The sequence below is a fragment of the Desulfosarcina variabilis str. Montpellier genome (genome assembly GCF_048565275.1).
GTDB lineage: Bacteria > Desulfobacterota > Desulfobacteria > Desulfobacterales > Desulfosarcinaceae > Desulfosarcina > Desulfosarcina variabilis.
The window spans coordinates 7,188,826-7,209,742 of sequence record NZ_CP159846.1; the positions used below are offsets into that span (position 1 = coordinate 7,188,826).

The 20,917-nt window shown below is 51.6% G+C and carries 21 protein-coding genes; 6 read left to right on the forward strand and 15 right to left on the reverse strand.

Annotated elements, in window-relative coordinates; all coding sequences use genetic code 11:
- Nucleotides 1-216 precede the first annotated feature (216 nt).
- From Dvar_RS32475 to Dvar_RS32490, 4 genes are all read left to right on the forward strand, one after another.
- A complete protein-coding gene (locus tag Dvar_RS32475) occupies nucleotides 217-1,461 on the forward strand; it encodes a L,D-transpeptidase family protein (protein ID WP_419657281.1) in 1,245 nt (414 codons plus the stop codon).
- Between the two features lie 47 nt (nucleotides 1,462-1,508).
- Entirely contained in the window at nucleotides 1,509-1,832 is a 324-nt protein-coding gene (locus tag Dvar_RS32480) for an Lpp/OprI family alanine-zipper lipoprotein (RefSeq protein WP_419657282.1), read from the forward strand.
- 315 nt (nucleotides 1,833-2,147) lie between these two features.
- Nucleotides 2,148-3,116: a L,D-transpeptidase family protein gene (locus Dvar_RS32485; RefSeq protein WP_419657283.1), complete on the forward strand. Its 969-nt coding sequence runs from the start codon at nucleotides 2,148-2,150 to the stop codon at nucleotides 3,114-3,116.
- A gap of 609 nt (nucleotides 3,117-3,725) precedes the next feature.
- The gene (locus Dvar_RS32490) at nucleotides 3,726-6,065 is read left to right on the forward strand and encodes an ATP-binding protein (protein ID WP_419657284.1); all 2,340 of its coding nucleotides are present in this window, start codon (nucleotides 3,726-3,728) and stop codon (nucleotides 6,063-6,065) included.
- Nucleotides 6,066-6,162: 97 nt separating this feature from the next.
- Here Dvar_RS32490 and Dvar_RS32495 read toward each other — a convergent pair whose 3' ends face one another.
- The 4 genes from Dvar_RS32495 to Dvar_RS32510 all read right to left on the reverse strand — a co-directional run bounded on the left by Dvar_RS32495 (nucleotide 6,163) and on the right by Dvar_RS32510 (nucleotide 10,437).
- Nucleotides 6,163-8,217 (reverse strand): TonB-dependent receptor, encoded by a 2,055-nt coding sequence (locus Dvar_RS32495; protein WP_419657285.1) that lies wholly within the window; start codon nucleotides 8,215-8,217, stop codon nucleotides 6,163-6,165.
- 104 nt (nucleotides 8,218-8,321) lie between these two features.
- Entirely contained in the window at nucleotides 8,322-9,272 is a 951-nt protein-coding gene (locus Dvar_RS32500; RefSeq protein WP_419657286.1) for a helix-turn-helix transcriptional regulator, read from the reverse strand.
- Nucleotides 9,273-9,463: 191 nt separating this feature from the next.
- The gene (locus Dvar_RS32505; protein ID WP_419657287.1) at nucleotides 9,464-9,964 is read right to left on the reverse strand and encodes a hypothetical protein; all 501 of its coding nucleotides are present in this window, start codon (nucleotides 9,962-9,964) and stop codon (nucleotides 9,464-9,466) included.
- A 26-nt stretch (nucleotides 9,965-9,990) separates the two neighbouring features.
- Nucleotides 9,991-10,437 carry a flavodoxin gene (locus Dvar_RS32510; protein WP_419657288.1) on the reverse strand — a complete coding sequence of 149 codons (447 nt, stop codon included), beginning with the start codon at nucleotides 10,435-10,437 and terminating at the stop codon, nucleotides 9,991-9,993.
- Nucleotides 10,438-10,633: 196 nt separating this feature from the next.
- Here Dvar_RS32510 and Dvar_RS32515 point away from each other — a divergent pair, with 196 nt between their 5' ends.
- Together Dvar_RS32515 and Dvar_RS32520 are read left to right on the forward strand one after the other, a co-directional pair.
- Nucleotides 10,634-10,894, forward strand: coding sequence for a hypothetical protein (locus Dvar_RS32515; protein WP_419657289.1), 261 nt, complete (start codon nucleotides 10,634-10,636; stop codon nucleotides 10,892-10,894).
- A 526-nt stretch (nucleotides 10,895-11,420) separates the two neighbouring features.
- Entirely contained in the window at nucleotides 11,421-11,660 is a 240-nt protein-coding gene (locus tag Dvar_RS32520) for a hypothetical protein (RefSeq protein ID WP_419657290.1), read from the forward strand.
- Between the two features lie 2 nt (nucleotides 11,661-11,662).
- Here the strand turns inward: Dvar_RS32520 and Dvar_RS32525 are convergent, their stop codons facing one another.
- The 11 genes from Dvar_RS32525 to Dvar_RS32575 form a co-directional block, all read right to left on the reverse strand.
- Nucleotides 11,663-12,121, reverse strand: coding sequence for a hypothetical protein (locus Dvar_RS32525; RefSeq protein WP_419657291.1), 459 nt, complete (start codon nucleotides 12,119-12,121; stop codon nucleotides 11,663-11,665).
- Between the two features lie 182 nt (nucleotides 12,122-12,303).
- Nucleotides 12,304-13,017, reverse strand: a complete 714-nt coding sequence (locus Dvar_RS32530) for a FeoA family protein (protein WP_419657292.1) — start codon at nucleotides 13,015-13,017, stop codon at nucleotides 12,304-12,306.
- Nucleotides 13,018-13,291: 274 nt separating this feature from the next.
- Nucleotides 13,292-14,107, reverse strand: coding sequence for a YaaW family protein (locus Dvar_RS32535; protein ID WP_419657293.1), 816 nt, complete (start codon nucleotides 14,105-14,107; stop codon nucleotides 13,292-13,294).
- A gap of 7 nt (nucleotides 14,108-14,114) precedes the next feature.
- Complete coding sequence (locus Dvar_RS32540; RefSeq protein ID WP_419657294.1) at nucleotides 14,115-14,564, reverse strand: helix-turn-helix domain-containing protein; 450 nt, start codon at nucleotides 14,562-14,564, stop codon at nucleotides 14,115-14,117.
- A gap of 199 nt (nucleotides 14,565-14,763) precedes the next feature.
- Nucleotides 14,764-14,889 (reverse strand): hypothetical protein, encoded by a 126-nt coding sequence (locus Dvar_RS32545; RefSeq protein ID WP_419657295.1) that lies wholly within the window; start codon nucleotides 14,887-14,889, stop codon nucleotides 14,764-14,766.
- Nucleotides 14,890-14,970: 81 nt separating this feature from the next.
- Nucleotides 14,971-15,165 carry a hypothetical protein gene (locus Dvar_RS32550; RefSeq protein ID WP_419657296.1) on the reverse strand — a complete coding sequence of 65 codons (195 nt, stop codon included), beginning with the start codon at nucleotides 15,163-15,165 and terminating at the stop codon, nucleotides 14,971-14,973.
- 533 nt (nucleotides 15,166-15,698) lie between these two features.
- The gene (locus Dvar_RS32555; RefSeq protein WP_419657297.1) at nucleotides 15,699-16,475 is read right to left on the reverse strand and encodes a FeoA family protein; all 777 of its coding nucleotides are present in this window, start codon (nucleotides 16,473-16,475) and stop codon (nucleotides 15,699-15,701) included.
- 1,088 nt (nucleotides 16,476-17,563) lie between these two features.
- Nucleotides 17,564-19,663, reverse strand: coding sequence for a heavy metal translocating P-type ATPase (locus tag Dvar_RS32560; RefSeq protein ID WP_419657298.1), 2,100 nt, complete (start codon nucleotides 19,661-19,663; stop codon nucleotides 17,564-17,566).
- A 9-nt stretch (nucleotides 19,664-19,672) separates the two neighbouring features.
- Nucleotides 19,673-19,891 (reverse strand): hypothetical protein, encoded by a 219-nt coding sequence (locus Dvar_RS32565; protein ID WP_419657299.1) that lies wholly within the window; start codon nucleotides 19,889-19,891, stop codon nucleotides 19,673-19,675.
- Nucleotides 19,892-19,989: 98 nt separating this feature from the next.
- Nucleotides 19,990-20,388: a hypothetical protein gene (locus Dvar_RS32570; RefSeq protein WP_419657300.1), complete on the reverse strand. Its 399-nt coding sequence runs from the start codon at nucleotides 20,386-20,388 to the stop codon at nucleotides 19,990-19,992.
- Nucleotides 20,388-20,900, reverse strand: a complete 513-nt coding sequence (locus Dvar_RS32575; RefSeq protein WP_419657301.1) for a hypothetical protein — start codon at nucleotides 20,898-20,900, stop codon at nucleotides 20,388-20,390. Before Dvar_RS32575 ends, Dvar_RS32570 begins: the two co-directional genes overlap by 1 nt.
- Nucleotides 20,901-20,917: the final 17 nt, after the last annotated feature.

The following is a 20,917-nucleotide window of genomic DNA, read 5'->3' on the forward strand; positions in this document are numbered from 1 at the left end:
CTGAAATACCAACTAATTTGACATGAAACCCAAATATCGATAGTTAAACGTCTCTGCTAACGCGCATATTTTGTTAACCAAGCTGAGCATTCCAAACTTTTGTTTTTATAAATTTAGAATGGGTAAACACGTATTTAACTTTGTGGTGATATGATCCTCGAGCGAAGACTTGACCGACACCGCTTATCCACCAGGCGTCATCTTACGATTGCGTTGATGGCCATCTTATTGGTGACGGGCTGTGCAGGTATGCGCGGATATCTGGAAAAATCGCTCCCACTGCCGGAATACCCGGAGGATGCGATTGAACAAAATGATTTTGTGGTCGCCGAAGACGTGGACGTAATTGGCCGTTTGGCGACAATCAAGCTGGAAAAGGAAGATACGTTGCCGGATATTGCGCGACACTTCAGCCTGGGCCTTGCCAACATCAGTGCGGCCAATCCGGGCGTCGATACATGGGTGCCTGAATCAAAAAGGCGGATCCTGTTGCCCCTGTACTTTATTTTGCCCGATACCCGGCGTCGCGGCATCGTGATCAACCTGGCCACCATGCGACTCTTTTATTTTCAAAAAAACGGCAACCCGATGGCCGTGTCGACCTACCCGGTTGGCGTCGGCACACAAGAGCGGCCCACTCCCATGGGTGAAATGATCATCACGCGCAAAAAGCACCGGCCGACCTGGTACGTTCCCACCTCGATTGCCGCGGACCATCGGAAAAAAGGCGACCCGCTGCCAGCCATGGTCCCCCCTGGGCCGTTGAATCCATTGGGGGAATATGCACTCTATTTGAGTGAGCCGACCTATCTGATCCATGGTACGAATAAACCGGCCAGTATCGGCCTCAGGGCAACCAATGGCTGCATCAGGCTCTACCCTAAAGATATCGAACGTCTTTTTGAAAAAACCCCGGTGAAGACACCGGTGCTGATCGTCAACCAGCCCTATCTTGTCGGTTGGCGTGACGGTGTCGTTTACCTGGAGGCCCATACGCCCTTTCAAGAATCAGGTACTGCCAACTGGAAAAGGGTCTATTCAAAATTGAAGAATATTGAACAGCAATCAGAAAGCCCTCTGGACTGGAAAAAGGTCAGGACGGTCGTACTCGAGGCTCGCGGCATTCCCGTGCCCGTATCCGTGAACCGTGATCGTGCCAGCATGGCTGCTGCGCAACCGATCAGACTCAGGCACCCGGAACAATTTTACGGCCAACCGGAAATACCGGCCTTCCATACGGGCGCCTGGTATGTTCTGGCAGCCAGCTTGCAGGAACAAACCGAGGCCCGGAGGCTGGCGGCCATCATTAACCACCAGGGGCCGCCCATTCCTGCCAGAGTGCTGTCCGAAGGCGATCGGCACCGTGTTCTGGCCGGCCCTTTCGATAACAGGCGTGCGGCCAAGGACGCCGCCAGACGTTTGAAAATCGATCTGGAACTGGATGCGGTTCTGTTTAAATAGTGCCCATCCAAAAATAGATAAACGCAAACAAGAGGAGGTGTTTCATTATGAAGAAAATGATTTCAGGGATTTGCATGATATCTGTGCTCGCGATTGGTATCGGGGGGTGCGCGACCCAAAAGGACCTCGAGGCGGTACAGGCCCGGGAAAAGGCGATTGCCGCGAAAGCGGATCAGGCGGCCCAGGATGCGGAGGCAGCCAAAATGGCCGCTGACGAGGCCATGGCAAAGGCGAACGCAGCCATGACGCGCGCTGAAGAGGCCGAACAGCGAGCCCTCGAAAGAGAGCGAATCGCAGCGGAAAAGGAAAGAATAGCTGAAGAAAAGGCCAGAAAAGCCGATGAAATGTTCCAGAAATCAATGATGAAGTAAATCGCATTCAAGGTCAGCTTTCAGCAATCAGCCGTTAGGCCTGTTTTTTTTGATGACATGGTGATACCTGGTTGAAGCCCATTCACGGCATTGTGGTTATCACGGCCACCGTAGGGGCAACCCCCAGTGGTTGCCCTTTACCCCTCCCATTGATTTTGTTAGCCGATCCACACAACAAGATGATGGCCCGGCTTCAAAACCAGGGCAGGCACAGGGGCCTGCCCCCACGACCTGGGTGACCGCATATTTACAAACATTTCAATATTTTATAATCGTCCGAGTTTTTAGCCTATTTTGACTATTAGGTGAGTCAGTATGGAATACTATAAATGCGGTTACCCTGGATCGGTTGCCCATGAAATACCGAAAGGAATATGCGGGCATCTTCGCCGCTTGATCCTCAGCATCATGATCATTACGATCCTTGCCGGCGGCTGCAGTCACATGGATGAAAAAGCGCTATCGCAGGAAGCCAATCATCTGTTCAACCAGGGAAACTACGACTCAGCCCTGGATAAATACGCGCAGATGATGCAGACCCATCCTGCGGTGACGGACCGCGTTCTCTTCGAAATGGGGGTCATCCATGCCTATCCCAACAACGCAGACAAAGACTACCAGAAAGCGCTTGACTGTTTTCAGAAAGTCGTCCACGATTACCCGGACAGCGACTACCGGCACGACAGCCAGATGATGGTTCTTCAAATTCATAATGTCAGCCTCAAGGATCAAAAAATCGCCGCCCAGCAAGCAGCGCTGGAGCGTTCCCGGAAAGCGTTGGAAAGCAAATCGGAGGAGGTCGCCAAACTGCGGAAAACGGTTACAGCGCTTGAAGAGAAAGTTTTCGCCGTCAGGATGGAACCCGCCGATAAAGTGTTGATCGAAAAGCAAGCACGGCGATTGACGCTGCTCTCAAAAGGCGAGGTGATCAAATCTTACGCCATTGCCCTGGGAGGCAACCCGGTTGGGAAGAAAGAGAGAGAGGGGGACAACAAAACCCCTGAAGGAATCTATTTTATAGATTCACGAAACCGGAAAAGTGGTTATCACCTGTCGCTTCACATTTCCTACCCCAACGAGCAGGACAAAAGGCGAGCCAGGAAGCTGGGTGTCCGTGCGGGCGGTAATATCATGATCCATGGCATTAAACGTTGCTATTCGTCGGTCGGTACTGCGCATGCCGAAATTGACTGGACCAAAGGTTGTATCGCAGTGACCAACCGGGAGATGGAGGAGATCTATAAGCTCGTGCCTAACGGCACACGCGTTGAGATCACACCGTAGACTAACCCACCTACATATTTGAAAAGACAAGTTCTTGACCGCCGCTGAGACGGTGGATTACCGGTACAAAATCACAGGCGGGGCAATTCTTGTAGGTATCTCCATGTATCACAGATGAACCCGTCCGATCGCGCACCCCAATATCTTGTATTTCCTTTACAATCTGATAAGCTATGCGTATTTATACTAAGCGATTACTGTTGATGCATGCCTCTTCTGACCGCTGACGATTACCGTTTTTAGTGAATCAAAATCGACTTTCGACTACCAACGCGATTGTGATAACATTTTATCTTTGCGATTAATGTAGGTATACAAAATCCATTCATGCCCCGATTATGGAAACGAGGAGACTGCCCAAAGGGCTATTCCCAAGGGCTGCACATTCCCTCTCATGAAACCACGCTAACAGGAAGGCTTATTCCTGGTGGTTGAAAAAAGTGATTTAAATGCTCCGCATTACGGAAGGTGAACGTATGGCCTACATCGATTGAGCTTCGCGCCGCAAGATGAAACGAGCATGCGAAAACAAAGGGGGGCGTCATCTCTATTAGTTTGAGGGGCAATGACATGCCATGAAGGCGTGACGAAGACAAAGGACCATTGGCCGTGACCGAAAGACAACGACTATATGCATTACAGGTCAACCAGTTATACAACAGATTACATGTAGGTATAATTGCCACCCTGCTCAATGCGCTCATTCTTGTTTTTATTCTAAGGGAACTGATCCCTTTGTCGGTATTAACCCTGTGGTTTTCAGCCCTTTTTTTCATATCATTTCTTAGGTGCCTGCTTTATTATCAATATAAACGATCATCACAAGCACCTGCTGATGTCGTCCGCTGGGAAATGTGGTTTTTGGCCGGCCTGGCCTTTTCCGGAATCTGTTGGGGCTCTGCCGGCATCTTCCTGTTTCCAATCGAATCCGTAACACATCAGATGTTTATCGCCTTTGTGCTGGGAGGGATGGCCGCCGGTACCGCGGGGACATATTCTGTAAGAATAATTACTTTTCCTGCCTTCAGTCTACCCACCTTATTGCCAATCATTATAAGGTTTTTCCTCATCGCAGACGACATCCATTTTGCTATGGGGGCAATGGTTTTGCTTTTCGGAATTCTGATGTATTTAAACGCAAAACGCATCAACTCAGTGACGATATCTTCACTAAAATTGCAGTTTGAAAATAAGGATCTTGTTAAACATCTATCCGTTGAAAAGGTGCGCGTTGAAAAACTCAATGAAGATTATTTATTTGAAATCAACGAGCGCAAACAGGCAGAGGATGCGCTTAAAAAAGCCCATAACGAATTGGAACGGCGGGTGAAGGAGCGCACTGCTGAATTATCAAACACCAATGAGCGACTTAAGCAAGAAATAGAAACGCGTAAGGGTAAAGAGCAAGCGCTTCGGGAAAGCGAAGAAAAGTATAGGGAACTCATCGACAACACCCCCGACCTTTTTTACCGCACAGATATGGAAGGAAGGATTACTTTTATATCTCCTTCTGTCCAAAAGTTATCCGGGTATACAATGAATGAAGCCATAGGGATGATGATGGCTAAAGAGGTTTATGCCTATTCTGAAGAGCGTGAAATCTTTCTGGCAAAACTTCTAAAAGATGGCTATGTTAAAAATTTTGAGGCGAAACTAAAGCGTAAGGATGGCACCATTTGGTGGGCATCCACGAATGCACATTGCTTAAAGGACAAAGCGGGCAACATACAGGGGGTGGAGGGAATTACAAGAGATGTTACGGACGTCAAGCGGACAGAGGAGAAGCTGCGCGAGACTCAAGAAAGGCTCTTTAGATCCAAGAAAATGGAATCGCTGGGTCTTCTGGCAGGCGGTGTGGCCCATGACTTGAACAACGTTCTGTCAGGAATTGTCAGTTATCCGGAATTACTTTTACTTGACTTACCTGAAGACAGTAAACTCAGAAAACCTATTGAGACTATTCAAGAATCCGGGTACAGGGCGAAGGCGATTGTCCAGGATCTGTTGACCGTTGCAAGAGGAGTTGCCACAACAAAAGAAGTACTGAACATAAATAATCTGGTTAGTGACTATTTGAATTCTCCTGAGTATAAAAAGCTCAAACAATATTATCCAACAGTTACAATCAAGACCATTATCGATTCCGATCTTTTCAATATAAGGGGTTCTGTTATTCATATCAGAAAGATATTGATGAACCTGGTCTCAAACGCCTTGGAAGCCGTTGAAGGGAGCGGCACTGTCACCATATCAACCATTAACCGTTATGTAGACAGACCTCTGAGGGGCTATGATAACGTTCGAATAGGTGAATATGCTGTTCTGACGGTATCAGACGATGGCACGGGAATAACATCATATGACTTAGAGAGGATTTTCGAGCCATTCTATACAAAAAGAGTAATGGGCAAGAGCGGCACTGGATTAGGTCTGGCCATCGTGTGGAATGTTGTACAAGATCATAAAGGTTACATAGACGTAAAAAGTGACGAGAACGGCACAACATTTGAGTTGTACTTTCCTATAACAAGAAATGAAATATCCGACGAAGATTTCTTCATACCCATTGAGAACTACAAAGGAAACGGAGAGACAATTCTTGTAATTGATGATGAAGAAAGCCAACGAGAGATATCATGTAATATATTGGATGGTCTTGGCTATAAAACTAAAACTGCCTCCAGCGGCGAGGAAGCCGTTGAATATTTGAAAGAAAATCGTGTAGATTTAGTTTTGCTTGATATGATTATGGATCCGGGCATTAATGGACGAGAGACTTACGAAAGGATAATAGAAATTCATCCTAATCAAAAGGCTATCATAGTCAGTGGATTCGTTGAAACAGACGAGGTGATAAAGACCCAAACATTGGGTGCAGGTCAACATATAGATAAACCATTTACATTAGAAAAGATAGGTTTTGCCATTAAAAAAGAATTGGAGAAATGATAACTGAAAAAAACCGAATTTTCACCTTTTGCTAATATTCTTGAAATACAAAATAGGCAGTCGCCATAAGGTAAATTAAAGCGGATGTTACTCTCTTTCAAAACCTCAGGGTAGCCTGAATCCCAAATGTGCGCGGCGCGCCAAGGATTCCCTTATCCACACCGCCCCTGCTGTTGGCAAACGTGTAATAGGTTTTATCGAATGCATTTTTCATGTAAAAGAAAATGCCAAATGTATCGATTTGGTACCCTATCCTTGCATTGGCAATCACATAATCGTCCTGGCTGTACAAATTATCCTCACCGAAATAACTCTTGCCGGTCCAGATCCCCTCAGCGCGCAGGAAAAGCCCCCATGGGCTGAGGTACTGCGCTGAGAGCCCGGCCTGATAGGCTGGCGCCAGGGGCACATGGTTGCCCACATAGGCTTGGGTTTCGTGTTCGGTGAATTCCGATTCGAGCAATCCGAAAGACCCGGTTATCTGCAGGCCTGTCAGCGGTCGCAGCATGGCCTCCAATTCGATGCCCCACAGCCTCGCCTCGGCGGCATTCTTATAGCTCATCTGCCAGCTCGCAGGATCGGTATACATGATCTGAATGTCGTCCACCATCGTGTAAAAACCGCAAAGGTTGGCAATGATCCGGTTGCCCAGCCAATCGGTTTTCACACCGGCTTCGTACGACCAGGAATACTCCGGGTCGAACATGGCGGCCTGTGGCGTGTCTCCGGTATGAGAAGAGAAGCCTCCGGCCTTGTAGCCCTTGGCCACGCTGGCATAGGTCATCGCCGAATCATTGATCCGGTAGTCGATCATGAACTTTGGAGAATAGGCGTCCCAGGTTGCCGAGGCTTCATAATCACTGATGACCGTACCATTGCTGTCATGTTCAAAGTCGGTCTCGCGTTCGTCGCGGTCATAACGCAGTCCCGCCGTTGCGGTCAGTCGATCGAAAAACGTATACCCGGCCTGTCCGAACAGAGAAAACGTTTGCGTTCCAATGGTTGACTGGGTTTTATCTTCGGCATAGACACCGGTCGGCGCCCCAGCCCCGCCGGTGTCATTGAAAACACTGTTTCTGTTATCCTCTTCCCCGTCCAGATAGAATCCGCCCAGCAGCCACTGGAGATTTTGTTTCTCGGCATTGGATGCCAGGCGGATTTCCTGCAACCCCTTACGGCTTTCCTGGCCGGCAACCATATACTTCAAGTTATCCCCACCCGAGGTATAATCCTTGCCGACAATGCTGTCATATTCACCGGATACACCAGCCGTAACGGCGGTCAAGTCAAACCACGGCGCATGATGCCGAATGGTCATGGAATAGATATTACCGGACACGTCCACATCTTCATCCAGGCCCATGTTCTCGATTTTGAACGGATCGTCATCCGTGCGCACCCACTCGCCATAGTCGGACGCATAGTCTTCACTGGCCACTGTTAAAAGGATCTCTGTCCGGTCCCCAGGGGTCCATCTGAGTTGAGCCCGGCTTGAGAGGCGGTCTTCCTCATGGGTATCGGTTCCAGCTTCTTCGATGTAGCTGTCGCGACTCTTGTACTTTCCGGCCAGCCCCACAAAAAGGTTGTCTTTGACCACCGGACCGCTGACCATCGCCTGATAGGCTTGCGATTCATAATTCCCATATTCCATAACGGCATTGGCCCTTGAGATGTTTCCGGGCTTGCGCGTAATAATGTTGACGACCCCGCCGGCAGCATTGAGTCCGTACAGGTTTCCCTGCGGTCCCCTTAAGACCTCGATACGTTCGGTTTCATAAATATCGTTGAACTTGGCCCATGAGGAAATACTCGCAGGCACGTCATCGATATAGATGCCAACCGCTTCCGAAGCGTTGATCAGGTTGTTCTGCCCCCGGATGCTGTAATATCCGCCAACCGCCCCCATGCTGTAGGTCGCAAAGTTGGGGACGTAAAGATGGACATCATCCAGGGAATCGATACCCGCATCCTCGATTTGCAAATCGCCCAGAACGGAGACACTGCCAGGCACATCCTGAACATTTTCTTCCTTCTTCTGCGCCGTGACGATCATCGTGTCCAACACGGCCGCATCCTTTTCTTCAGCAAAGATTGGAAACGCCACAAGACAAACCATCCATAGGCCGCATACCGCACCAAACCATTTTTTCATGAACGCCTCCCAATGTCCGATTGATCTATGTAGATGAAAGATGAAAATAGCGAGAATTGAGGCATATGGCTAACGCTGGCGTCTTTTTTATTGACGCTGGCGTCTCACTGGCTCCAGGATCGTTTTAGTAGTTCACCCGGTGCCAGCCCAAAGGTATTTTTAAAGGCTTTGGCAAAATAACTCAGATTGGCGTATCCCACACTCAATGCCGCCTCGGTAACGTTGACCTCACCCCCCTGCAACAGCTGCATTGCTGTCTGCAAACGCTTATTGCGCAAGTACTCAAACGGAGACAAGCCGTAAACAAGGCGAAAACAGCGGTGCAGTTTGCTCCGGCTCAGCCCGACGGACCGTGCCAGCAGATTCATATCAGGGGGATTTTCAAGGTTGTTGACCAAAACCTCGGCGGCATGATGCACGCATTCCTGATCCGACGATTTCAAGGCACCGTTTGAGGAACGCCCGTTGGGGTGGAGCTGTTCTATTTTATGCGCCAGCAGTTCCATGGCCTTGCTTTCCAGAAAAAGCTGCCCGGTCATTCCTGAGTAAGGGCAATGCAGAATCTGGTGCAAGACAGCCTGCATCAGCGGTGTGATGGTATCGATAACCCGGGTGTGGTGTTTTTGTTCCACACGGTTGAGGACGGGAGAAAACAGATCCTCCTCCCCTTTGCTTAAAATGGGCAGGAAATCATCGTCAATGATCAGATAAACTCTTAAAATGGAAGGGGTTCTGATTTTTTCAACCCGTTCAATGCTTTCGGGAAAGCATAAGAAGCCGCTTTCTCCCGCCTCCACAGTGAAAGGGGTGCGACAGCAGGTAACACGGCAGTCAAACCGTCCATTCAGACAGAATCCAAACCCGACAGACCGTTCACGCTGGGCACTGAAAAAAGCCGTCGGTTGATGGGGCTGCAAATCCACCACGATCAGCCGCAATCCTGAGGCAAAGGACCGGATATCGATCCCGCCACGACCAATGGCCGGCGGCAAATCGATTTTGAAGGTATCCGGCGTGGACGCCGGCTGGGGGTCGCCGAGTACGATTGTTTGCATTCTTATTCCACGGCCAGTCACGCTTTTTACATGCTGGTGGGCAGCCCGGACTCGAAGGCATAAATCCGGGCTGCCCGTTAACACCCGAATGCCGACGCTTTCAGGTGGTGGAGGGTGCAGGAAAAAATTTATGACCAGATTTGCACGGGGATGCACAAGGAGTCAAAAAAACCGTTGAATAACGGTCATCATCAATTATTCTTAAAGTAATCCTTGACCAATTTTTCAAATATTTGTTTGCGGTCTGGATCGTCGATTTGGGACAGTACTGTTTTTTTTAACAGCGTAAAGTCATTTAAATCGGTTGATGTATGCTGCTTCCATTGGTGCACGGCATCCTGAAAAACGATATTTGCAATGGGACCGATAACTTTGGCGAGACAGGTTTGCATGCCTTGCGTCACGTCATCCAAGGAAGCGCTGCCAATCAATGATGGCTCTTCCTTGGTCAGAATCTGTTGGTTTACCAAGCCTTGGGTATCCTTCAGGCTTAAATTCAGCTTCATGCTCAATAGCTCCAGATTAATAGTGGTTTCGCGAAGAAGAATGAAATAATGCTGAGACGCAGGTAAAAAATAATTGCCCCATCTTGCGTGTCCTTGAGCATTGTCTACAACGTTCCATCCGCCGGCACGGTTTTTCCAATATGCACCGGCGGATGCATCTTGTAGGCAAACGCAAATCCAGCGCAATCTATTGTATTTATTTTACCTGCACCCTATAGCAATGATGTGATGGATTTGGTCCAATCGGCGATTTCCCCACTGGCGTCCCCTGGATCGCCGTCGATCTTAAGACCGTCGGTCACCAGCTTGCCGCCCAGCTCCCCCATCTTCTCTTCCAGCATATCAACGGACCCACAAAAATGCTCATATGTGCTGTCCCCAGGGGCAAAGACGGCAAAGGGTTTCCCGTCCAGCTTAAGACCATTCAGCTTTTCGTAAAAGTCGGCAAAATCTTCCTGGAGTTCGATTTCATCGTCGCCGTAGGCCGGGCACCCCAGCAGAAGTAAATCGTGTTCGGCGGTCAGGTCGCCCACCTGTGCCTGGGTCACGTCTTTTACTTCTGCCTCGAACTCCAATTGTTCAAGTTCCGCCTTGACCATACCGGCCATGTCTTCGGTATTACCGGTGGTCGAACCATAGATGATCAATGCTTTTTTCATTATCCTGCCCTTTCATTTAATTTTATGTTGGCAATGATTGTACGATGGAAAGCTTCTGTGTATATTGTCGAGGCGGTCTTGCTGAAAACTTCCGCGTCTTATGGCAAATCAGCACCCGACTTCCGTTGGGAGCAATGGAGAACCCTTTTTTTCCCTTGAAATAGAGCCAGTCGCGCCTCATGGGGCGGCGTGTCATATGCGATCGGAACAAACTGACACCATCTTCAGTCACCTGGCGGATGTCAACGGTGCTGACGAATACCCGTTTCGCTTTGACATCCCGCCGGAGCAGTTTGATCAGCTCCCAGGCACACATCCCGTTGAAGTCACCATAAAGATGAAGATGCAGATTTCCCGCGCTATGACGGCATACGATTCGAAATCCCGGGTTCAATCCTATTCTCCTTTATTGTCCGACATGGGCGATTCAAATTCTGGTATGCATGAAAATTGGTAAGCATAGTAATACGGTAGGTCATTATTGCCTCCCAGAATTTGAATCGCCCAGTTTAGGTCCGAATAAAAAAGGCGCATGGACCACCACTTTTTCACCGGTGTCCAAGCGCCTTCACTGCCAATCGCTGGCGGTATTGCCCGATTGCCGTAAGACTGCCTTTTTTTTATTTTTAGATTCTACTTTTAATAGAAGTATCTATTTTATTAATTGTTAAATGTCAACCTTTTTTTGTGCACCCACCTCCGCTTTTCTGTTGACCCCAATGCTGCTTAAAAACTGCCTGACTCGTCATGCCAGACCTGATAAGCCTGCCCCGGGCTCGACCCGGGGGCATCCAGAACATATTGAAAAGACAGGATTGGAAGACATGGACAATCTTGTCTTTACCTTCCACGCCGTTCCCAACCGGTAGCTTTTCGGCTACGATACAACAAACGCATCCTATGGTATCCGTTCATTCGCCCACAGCGGCTGGGGAGCGACGATTCGCTACGACTTTGCCAAAGACAAGGGGCAGCCGATCACCATGTGCCGATTCGGCCCCACCTGCGAAACGCTTTTCGTTGCCAGGGGAACCATTGTGGGTGGCATTGGCTATGAGGATGTCAATTGCAGCGAAGGGGTCATTTTTCAGGTTGCGGATGCAGACACTTTTTTTGAGAAAATGAGCCTGGTGGGCAATCATATTCCACTGGTTTACGGCGACCACTTCGACCGGATCATTAAATTAGGCCATGTGTTGGGGCTGGACGTGTTGACTGTTTAGGTCTAAACGGTGGCGGCCTTGCGATTGACGGCCTTGTTCAACCCAGCCTCAATCAGATAGGAAAGCCCGCCGGCGGTGATCGCCAGGGCGCTCAGGTGCAGGGCGTGGCTTTGCCTGACATCGGCGGTGAGAAGAGTGGCGATGGTCGTCGCCAGGCTGGTGGCGGCGCCGTGCATCACACCGCGGCCCAGGGCCTGGGATACCGTCATTTTCCCCTGCCGCACGTGGACCAGGTTGCGGCCGAAGTTGTTCGCGCCGCCAATCACCGCGCCGACAAGCGCAGCAGTTACGGGTTCACTGATGGTCGGTGGAATGTTGAACGGCCGCCCCGCCGGCACAGCGGTTTGGTATTCCGCAGGCAAGGCAGCGGCAGGCGGGAGCAGCCGGGTTGGAATCGCCGGTGCGACGGGTTGATAGGGAACCGGCTGACCGGCAGGCGGTGTAGTATATCTCCAATCCATAGATACCTCACTATTGTCCATCCAGAAATGGCCAATTTGCCCGATATCGGCGTTGCGCGAAAAATTTAATCCTCGGAATATCAACTATATGCCTGTGGTTAAATTTTTCGGGCGCCTTGATCTCAACCAAATTTTCCTATTTCTGGACGGGCACTCACTAATGAAAACGCAACAATCTAATTCTATGCAGCTACCAGAATATGCTCTGCTTGCCCCGGTCGCAGATGAAGGTGCAGCCCGTCATTGGTGCTGATTACGACGGTCGCATGGGTGGCCAGGTTGAATATCTGAGCTGGTGCCACGGCATCCAGAAAAATGGTTTGCCCGACACGGATTTCTTTCTTCCCGAGCGCATCCAGGGAACGCGATCCACCAAGCAGCTTTTCCACAAAAAAGGGTTGCCCTTTGCCGGCCGAAACAAACTGCAGGTGGCGGTCACCAATACGCCCCCAGACCTTGGCGGCCATGCCTTCAGGGATGCGCACCGTCGCATTTTTACGGACGACAACCGTGTAATCCATGCGGGGCAATTGGCGAAGATAGACAATCTCCCCATCTTCTTTCAACCCTAGTGTATTCAGGGTATCGGCCAAATTGATAGAGCCGGTCGTGCCCTTGATATGACCGCGCTGTCCAGGTTTCATGTCCATCAGCGGCATACGGCGGCCATCATCAAGGTGCACGATCACGCGTGTTGCCATGCCCCCGCCCAGGACTACTTCTCCTTTTACACCGCGAACACGCACCGGGTGCACGAGTACCTCTTCATTTTCCCGAGCTACCGTATCACCCCGAAAAAGCCCCAGGCGGGATAACAATGCTTTTATCCCGGGTTCGGTAATGTTGGTGATGGTTAATAGGCGCTCAAACGGTGCCTGGTTCAATGGAATCGTCATAGTATATGGCTGTTGGGATGCTTCCAGTCGTCGTCCTCCCGATCAAGGCAGGCAAGGCGTGAGACCACCAAGGTAATTGGTCAACTCGCCAGGGTTGCCCCTGTGTGTTGCAACGTTGGAATTCCCCTCCATGGTGGTGGGGGCGCACTTTTTCACATACACGACCACGGCAATGCTTTGGTAAAAACCATGTTATCAAGACCATACATCATGTTGATAGAATCTTCAAATATTTTTTAACACTTCAAACATAACCGGTCGGATCAAGAAAAAATCATGAAAACTTCCGGAAAAGTATTTCCCTCCGGCTCGATGTGGTGGCGGTCGCTACTTTTTGGGGATCGACACCGTTTTCCCTCAATACATAAAGCTGCCTGAGCATGGCGATATGAAGCACACAGGGAATCAACACCCGATACGCCGGCCCCAATACGTCAAACAGGGTCCACAATGCGGCAATCCCCAGCCCCACGGCCCCGGCAAAAGCAGCTGACCAACGGGCCAGCGATGTGCCGGCCACAAAAGTAATCCCCCGCTGAAGCGATGCCCGGGCCACCGCACCAGCCACGATCAGCGACAATTGGTAGGAAACGATTCCACCGCCGGCGATGATGGCCGTCTGCAAAAGCGCCATTGGAAACTCTTTGGGCAGATCGTCGGCACTGGTTTCAGGCATGATCCCTTCGATCAAGCTCTTTTTTTCCTTATCGCTCATCTTCTCCCACGATTTTTCCAGAACCTTTACCAGGATCTGCTGTTCGATCTGGTCGATGGTATCGGTCTTGGCGGTCTTCACCTTCAGGCGCGAGGCCACCTTCAAAACGATATCCCGATAGGCGACACCCGTTCCCCCACGAATGATATTCAGAATCGTGTTTCCACCGTATTTTTGAATTTCACCGATGATCTCATCCACATACTTGGTATGGTCGGGGTGCCAACGCCGATATACCTGGGTGCTTTTCAATTGCGAGGAAACCCCGCCTTTTTGCGTGAGATATCCCACCAGATTATCCAGTTCTTCACTACTGCATTTTCTCAGCAAGGGAATCAGATCATGATCCGGTTCCCTGAGTTTGATCTCCGACATGCATGCCTCATTTCAATAAAGTTGCGATTCGCGTAGCCAACGATGCACAGACCTTCCCGCCCAACTCATTTTTTGCCGCAAACGATCCGGCGATCAAGGTCAACAGCCCACGTACGCCGGTTACCAGGGCCTGCCCCACCTCTGGTGAATCGAGTCCAATTTCCGACGCCACGTCAATACTGCGGTCCGCAGTTTTAATGAGGCTGGCGAACACGTCCCACTGCGCTTTAGTTAGCTGAATACCCTGTCGTCCCAAATCATAAAAAATCTCATCGGGATCCTTAATCAGCCCAACGACAAGATAGAGCTGAAAAAAAAACTGTTCCCTGGGATCGACGCCGGCTTCCCAACGCTTGACGGATGTGGCTGGGGCACCCACCATAGAACCGAATTGGGCCAGGGACAGACCATAGCGTGTTCTGATGGCAGCAATTTCCTTGCTGAGTTCTAGTTTCATGCAAGCCTTTCATAACTGCATCACAGTCGTATTAAAAATACAATACGCAGTAATCACGCTGAAATCAACCGGGATCCGCTTTAGAACGTTGGCATCGCCCAACCTTTTTGTGGAATCGGCAGGCGTCTATGGTATCCTCACTAGGATGGCGCCCGCCGATTACGCGGTTAAGCTACATTGTTGGCTCGGCCCAATTCCATCAAGCCTTCTCCGCTTTTTTTTCGCCTTCTTTTTTCCCGGATTTTTTTCCAGCCTTGTAGACCAGGTAACCTGCGGTTCCCAGAACAATCCACCCCAATGGGGTCACAAGCAATGGTAAATGCATACAATCACCTCCTTTTGTTATTGATCTCGTCCCACCGTTACGGCGCTTGCGGGGCAACCCGTCATGATGCCACCAAGCCGGCTAGACGTTTTCCTGTGTTTCCTCTTCCTTGCTGGAAAACTCTTCACGCACGGCGGCGGCGGCTTTCTTGGTGGCCGATTTCAACTGTCCGGCCTTTTCAGCAGCAACCTCCTTGAATTTTTTGGCGCTTCCGCTTTTGGCCACCAATCCGCCAACGACGCAACCGGCAGCAAAACTGAGAATCGCTCTAAGCATGGTATCACCTCCTGATTTGGGATGTTGTGCAATTTATTCTTTACAGTGTTACGATATCATAACACTTATATAAATATTTGCCACTTTGGTGTCAAGCTTTTTATTTGCGATTGGTTGGCGGTTGCCGGTTCTCAGTTATCGTTTATCAGTAACGCAAGTGCGGGAGGATAGATGAGTAAGAGGTGAAAGCGGGAAAGGCGGGAAATGGTGAACTGTAAACTGTAAACTGTAAAGGATCCTTACAATCCAACACCCCAGAGACCGAAGACGGTGACGGGGAGATGGGGTGATGGGGTGATGGGGTGAGGCGGTGATCGGTTGTCGGTGAGCGGTTCTCGGTGATGGGTGAATGGAGAATGGAGATCGGTCAGCAAAAGGCACAGGTCGAAAAGTGCTGCCAATGAGAAGAACGAGGGGTATGGAAATCCTTCCGGTGATCTTCAAGCCGCTCACGGCGGAAGGATTTCGTCTATTCCAGGAAAATGTCAATCAAGGAGGAGCCGAATTCAAACACTTTTCAAGCTATGGTTTTTCTATGCCTTAATGGGCCTGTTCACCTTCGTTTTGAAACTGCTCAAATCCTTGTCGGGTTGATAATAGGTAACCAGGATATGCTTTGCCTGCCCCGGCCTGAGATGAAGGTGCAACCCGTCATTGGTGCTGATCACGACAGACGCCTTGGCGGCCATTTTGAAGATTTGTGCCGGGGCCACCGCTTGGAGGTAAATGGTATGCCCCGGGACAATCCCCTTTTCCTTGCATGACGCCTGGGAATGCAATCCACCAAGGATTTTTTCCACGTAAAACGGTTGTCCCTTGCCGGATGAGACGAACTGAAGATGACGGTCACCGACGCGCCCCCAAATCTTGGCGGCAATGCCTTCCTGAATACGCACTTTCTTGTCCTTGCCAACCAAGACCGTGTAATCCATGGGCGGTAGTTGCCGAAGATAGACAATCTCCCCGTCTTCGCGCAACCCCAACGTGGTCAGGACATCAGTTAATTTGGCCGAGCAGATGGTCCCCTCGATGTGACCGCGTTGTCCGGCGTGCATATCCGTCAGCGGCATCCGCCGCCCATCGTCCAGGTGCACAATCACGCGCGATGCCATGCCCCCGCCCAGGACGACTTCCCCTTTGCCACCCCGCACACGCACCGGATGCATCATTACCTCTTCGTCTTCCCGAACGACCTCCGCATTTCCAGGGAAAAAACCCAATCGTGAGAGCAAGGCTTCCAGCCCGGGTTCGGTGATGTCGCTTATGGCAAGTGCATGGTCAAACGGAGCCTGGTCCAATGGAATCGTCATGACATATGGTTGTATAGATGGTTTCAGTCTTCGTCCTCCCGCTTTTGTATTATTGGGGCTGCCTTTTCTCATAAACGGCGCCGCATTTGCTGAAATCAATAATGTTAGAATATATATCATTGGATTAGAAGATTCAAATATTTTTTTAATCTTCAAACACAAAGAATCTTTGTAGGTTGGGTTGGACTTAAGCGAGACCCAACACAGACGGGGAAGACGGGCATGATGATTTTGTTGGGTTGCGTTCCTCAACTGAAGCCTACGGGACGCCGAGCCAATGGGGCAGGTTGCACCACAGGCGTTGCCCGACACCGCATGATCCAATCGTTGTCGTTTTCGTAATCGATTCTTTACCTTTCGATTAGGATCGCAATTGGAACGTATTGCGGAAGAGCGGAAGAGCGGAAGAGCGGAAGTGATGGAGACTGGGTGATGGGGAGATGGGGTGACGCGGAGATAGGGGGAGCGGTTGTCGGTTATCAGTTACCGGTTTACGGTGATCAGTAAACACTTGTTGGTGATGGGTGAATGGAAACATAAACCAAGGATTAAAAGCCAAGTTAACCGTCGCCGGTGATGAGTTGTGTGGATCGGCTAACAAAATCAAGGGGAGGGGTAAAGGGCAACCACTGGGGGTTGCCCCTACGGTGGCCGTGATAATCACAATGCCGTGAATGGGCTTCAACCGGGTATCACCATGTCATCAAAGAAAAAACAGGCCTAACGGCTGATTGCTGAAAGCTGACAGCTCAGCTTGGGTTTCTTAAACCGCCCTTTTCAGACTCAATAACAGCGGGGAAATCCGTGCATTCAGAAAAAATAGAAGAGAAATTCCAAATGCGGTTACCCTGGCTTGTTGGTGAGCGGTTATCAGTCATCGGTTGTCGGTGATGGGTGAATGGAAACACCTCATCGGGACAATAAGCGGGCTTATACCTTAAAGCTTACACCTTGAACTAGACGGGGGCATCGGTGATCAGAGAACGCGAGTGCTGGAGGCGAGATGAGAGAGATGAAAGCGGGAAAGGCGGGAAATGGTGAACTGTGAACCGTTAACGGTTCCAACGCTCCCAACGACCCAAAGGCCCCTACCCCCTATTGGCCGAGCGACTCCCCAGGGCGGCATAGCCAAGGATACTCACCGTACTCATGTTATGCAACAGGGCCGAGGCAACGGGCGGGAGCAGGCCCAGGGTGGCCAGCAAGAGCACGATGGAGTTGAAGCCCACGGCCGACTTGAAACAATTGTCGATTACTGTCCGCGTGTGGGTGGCGACCTGCCTGGCCTTGAGCAAGGCTTTCAGATCGTCTTCCAGAAGCAGCACCATGGCCGCCTCCTTGGCCAGGTTCGATCCGCCAGGCATGCAGATCCCCACCTGGGCCGTGATCATGGCCGGCGCATCGTTGACGCCGTCGCCCACGAAAGCCACGGTTGCTCCCTCATCCTTGAGGTCCTTGACGATCCGCGATTTGTCCTCCGGTTTCATCTCCCAGTGCAGTTCGCTGACCTCGTCGAGGGGGCCGATCACGGCCTGGGCCGTGTCCCGGTGATCCCCGGTGATCACGATGATGCGACGGATGCCGGTTTCCTTGAGGCCGCGCAGTATCATGGGTGCCTCGGGCCGCAGATCGTCCCGAAAGGCGATCACCCCCTCCAGAATGCCGGAACGGCTGATATACAAAAGGTTGTTGCCCTCGCGACGCAGCCGGTCGGTCAATTCCTCCACCCCGCTGCAATCCACTTGTTCGTCATCCTGCAGAAAATGCAGGCTGCCCGCCAGCACCCGTTCATCGTCGACATAGGCCGATACACCATGGGCCACGATGTAATCGACATTGGACATGGCCGGCAATTCCAGACGCCGCTCTTCGGCAGCCCGGACCACGGCATGGGCCACCGGATGGGCGTAATGCTGCTCGGCAGCAGCGGCCAGCGCCAACAGCGCGTCGGGGGTCAACGCACCGGTGGAAATGACATCGGTCACATTGAGCACGCCATTGGTCAGGGTGCCGGTCTTGTCGAGTACGAGGGTATCGACAGCGGCCAGGGCATCCAGGGCCTGAGCCCCCTTGACCAGCACACCGCTGTGGGCCGCATCGTACATGGCTGTTTTCACGGCCACGGGATTGGCCAGCTTGATGGCGCAGGAGTAATCCACGGTCAATACGGCGGTGGCCCGGGCAATATCTCCGGTGAGCATGAAGATCGCCAAGCCCAGGGCCAAGGTCACCGGTACCAGGCGATCGGCCAGCTCGGCGCTATGGGTCTGAGACTGCGATTTCATGCGCAACGCGTTTTCCATGAAGCGCGTGATGCGGGCCATGCTCGTCTCCGAGCCGACCCGCTCGGCCTGGATGATCAACCGCCCCTCTTCCACCACGGCACCAGAGAGAATCTCCTTGTCGGGATGCAGGTGCACGGATACCGACTCACCCGTAATCGAACTCTGGTTAACCGACGCTTCCCCATCCACCACGGTTCCATCCACCGGGATGATGTCACCGGGACCGCAGATGATCCGGTCACCAACGGCCACATGGCTGATCGGCTCGCGGACCTCTTCTCCGCAGCGTTCGACCCAGACATGCTCGACCTGGGGCCGCAGCAGGCTTTTGAGCAGTTCTGTGGACCGGTTTTCTGAACTCGCCTCCAGATATTCACCCAAAGACAGTAAAGTAACGATGGAATTGGCCGTAAAAAAATCGCCGCGGGCCAGGGACAAACCCACAGCGGCGGCATCGAGGGTTTCCACCTTGATGCCTTGGTTCAATAGCGTGTCCAAACCGTTCAAAAGGGTCGGCAACCCTAACAGCAGACTCAGCGGCGCCGACACTTCCAATGGTGTTTTCAGACTGCTCAGCGTCAGGGCGCCCTTGAGAAATACATCGGCCAGTTCGGGCGCAATCGAACCATTGAGATCCCCATGGGCATAGGCTTCGGCGGGTAAATCCCGTAACTTGTCGAGAAGTTTAGTACGGTTTTCCGGACGGCCGTCATATTCGACTACAATACTTCCGCCCCGGCGGTTGATCCGCGTGCGCACGATTCCCGGCAGGTTCTCGATCACCGCCTGGAGGTACGCCGCATCCAATAACGGATCGTAAAGGTGCGGGTAGTGGATCCGTATTCTACGCGGCAGTTCATGGGCAATACGCAGCGATCGATTGTTTTTAATTGTTTCTTTCACGGCCCAGGCTCATTTCAACGGTGTTTTGGGTTGATAAAGCCGGTAGTGCCAATAGGAGAAACCGATCATTGCCAGCCCGGCACCGATATGCAGACGGCTGGCCTTGCGCCCCATAAATCCGGTAACAAGCAAGGTTCCCATGGACGCCACCATACCGACTTTGGCCAACTCACGTTGTTCCTTTACCGGCAGGAACGGCTCCTTTTCAGCCGTATTCCATTTTGACATGGGGTGCCACCTTTTCTCACGGTGAGAAAGAGTGAACGACTGGTGCCGTCCGCTCTTTCTCACCTTCTTTTATAAAGCAGGGTTGATATGTGGGTGTCCTAAGGTTGACTCAACGTTTTTTCCGCCCTGGCATCCCTGACCCGTTCCTTTACCTCTTCGATCCCGCCTACAACCGCGGACCAGGCAGCCACAGAGCCTTTGATCACGGCATTTTGGACGGTCGGGTTGGTCACCAGCAGAGTAACGCCGGCCCCCAGCAGCAATCCCTTGAGATAGCTGCTGTTGGTGTAGTCGAACCATGATCCGATGGTGGATGTCGGCGCGGTCGACACCAGGCTCCGCTCCCGAATGGCCGCTTCGGGCGTCCTGACATACGGCGCCTGGCCATCATAAACCGTTTGGTAGGCGGGCTGCTGGTTGGCGACTTGTTGGTTGGCCACTTGCTGAGGCGTCGTGTATCCCGCCGGGTATTGATTGGTATAGTACGTGTTAGACATCAGTCCTCCTTTTCCCCAGCGGAGCCGGTTTTGGCTGCGGCTTTGGCTTTTGGTGTAGTTTTGGCTTTGGCGGCCGGCTTGGTCTTGGATGCCGGTGTGTCCGCTTCTTTGGCCTCCGGTGCTTCTTTGGCCTCCGGTGCTTCTTTGACCTCGGGTAGAGCCGCGGCCGGTGCAGGCTGGGGTTCAAAAGCCGTATCGTAAAGGTATTTGGTGGCCGTCGCCACGGTCAATAGGCCGGCCACATTAAAAAGCCCGCCGAGTCTTAGGGCGCCGACAACCGCTGTCGCCGCGGCCGTGGCCACGCCGGCACCGGCCGAATCGCGGACCACGTTCTTCAGGGCTTGCCCGTGGTTAATTTCGTTGTTGTTTACTCGCCGGATGTTGGCGGCGGCCGAGCTGGCCGCCCCGACGATCACCCCCAGTCCGCCCATGGCCAGGGCCGAGGGCGTTACCGGCGTCGGCCGGGCCGGATACGTGCCGGACGGGTAGTGTATATTGCGCGTATTATCCATCGTCACACTCCTTTTGC

Coding starts and splice junctions, on each gene's coding strand:
- Dvar_RS32475 (WP_419657281.1), top strand. CDS start 217: ATGGCCATCTTATTGGTGACGGGCTGTGCAGGTATGCGCGGATATCTG.
- Dvar_RS32480 (WP_419657282.1), top strand. CDS start 1,509: ATGAAGAAAATGATTTCAGGGATTTGCATGATATCTGTGCTCGCGATT.
- Dvar_RS32485 (WP_419657283.1), top strand. CDS start 2,148: ATGGAATACTATAAATGCGGTTACCCTGGATCGGTTGCCCATGAAATA.
- Dvar_RS32495 (WP_419657285.1), bottom strand. CDS start 8,217: ATGAAAAAATGGTTTGGTGCGGTATGCGGCCTATGGATGGTTTGTCTT.
- Dvar_RS32500 (WP_419657286.1), bottom strand. CDS start 9,272: ATGCAAACAATCGTACTCGGCGACCCCCAGCCGGCGTCCACGCCGGAT.
- Dvar_RS32510 (WP_419657288.1), bottom strand. CDS start 10,437: ATGAAAAAAGCATTGATCATCTATGGTTCGACCACCGGTAATACCGAA.
- Dvar_RS32515 (WP_419657289.1), top strand. CDS start 10,634: ATGCGATCGGAACAAACTGACACCATCTTCAGTCACCTGGCGGATGTC.
- Dvar_RS32520 (WP_419657290.1), top strand. CDS start 11,421: ATGTGCCGATTCGGCCCCACCTGCGAAACGCTTTTCGTTGCCAGGGGA.
- Dvar_RS32525 (WP_419657291.1), bottom strand. CDS start 12,121: ATGGATTGGAGATATACTACACCGCCTGCCGGTCAGCCGGTTCCCTAT.
- Dvar_RS32530 (WP_419657292.1), bottom strand. CDS start 13,017: ATGACGATTCCATTGAACCAGGCACCGTTTGAGCGCCTATTAACCATC.
- Dvar_RS32535 (WP_419657293.1), bottom strand. CDS start 14,107: ATGTCGGAGATCAAACTCAGGGAACCGGATCATGATCTGATTCCCTTG.
- Dvar_RS32540 (WP_419657294.1), bottom strand. CDS start 14,564: ATGAAACTAGAACTCAGCAAGGAAATTGCTGCCATCAGAACACGCTAT.
- Dvar_RS32545 (WP_419657295.1), bottom strand. CDS start 14,889: ATGCATTTACCATTGCTTGTGACCCCATTGGGGTGGATTGTTCTGGGA.
- Dvar_RS32550 (WP_419657296.1), bottom strand. CDS start 15,165: ATGCTTAGAGCGATTCTCAGTTTTGCTGCCGGTTGCGTCGTTGGCGGA.
- Dvar_RS32555 (WP_419657297.1), bottom strand. CDS start 16,475: ATGACGATTCCATTGGACCAGGCTCCGTTTGACCATGCACTTGCCATA.
- Dvar_RS32565 (WP_419657299.1), bottom strand. CDS start 19,891: ATGTCAAAATGGAATACGGCTGAAAAGGAGCCGTTCCTGCCGGTAAAG.
- Dvar_RS32570 (WP_419657300.1), bottom strand. CDS start 20,388: ATGTCTAACACGTACTATACCAATCAATACCCGGCGGGATACACGACG.
- Dvar_RS32575 (WP_419657301.1), bottom strand. CDS start 20,900: ATGGATAATACGCGCAATATACACTACCCGTCCGGCACGTATCCGGCC.